Origin of the sequence: Streptomyces sp. rh34 (assembly GCF_002551245.1) — a bacterium.
Lineage (GTDB): Bacteria > Actinomycetota > Actinomycetes > Streptomycetales > Streptomycetaceae > Streptomyces.
The window spans coordinates 1-372 of record NZ_NTGZ01000622.1 but is presented as its reverse complement, the minus strand read 5'-3'; the positions used below and the strand labels follow the sequence as shown (position 1 = coordinate 372).

Annotated in this window: 1 pseudogene; it reads right to left on the bottom strand. The window is 80.6% G+C overall.

Annotation, left to right across the window (positions count from 1 at the left end):
• Positions 1-372, bottom strand: a pseudogene (locus tag CR470_RS38520) (protein phosphatase 2C domain-containing protein); the annotation flags it as partial.

The following is a 372-nucleotide window of genomic DNA, read 5'->3' as shown; positions in this document are numbered from 1 at the left end:
CTCGGCGGCCCCGAAGCGGGCGGTGAGCAGCCCGTCGCGCCGGGGCTCTCCGCGGAAGCGGGCGGAGTCGCCGCGTACGGAGGCGGCGCGCAGGGTGTACGTCCCGTACCGCGCGCCGTCCAGGACGGTGTCGGGGGCGAGGCCGTCCAGGTTCTCCGAGGTGGCGGAGGGCAGGGCGGCGGGCTCGGCGTCGTAGGTGGGCGGTCGGTCCCCGAGGTGCCTGACGGCCGGCCGGCCGTCGGCCGTGTCGGCGGCGGCGAGGCCCGGCGGAAGTTCGTGCGGGGCGCCGGGGGCGAGGACGGGCTCGGCCGCTTCCGGCACGCGCGGCGCGGCGAACGTTCGAGGCCCCGGCTGCCCGGCGGGCGCCTCCCA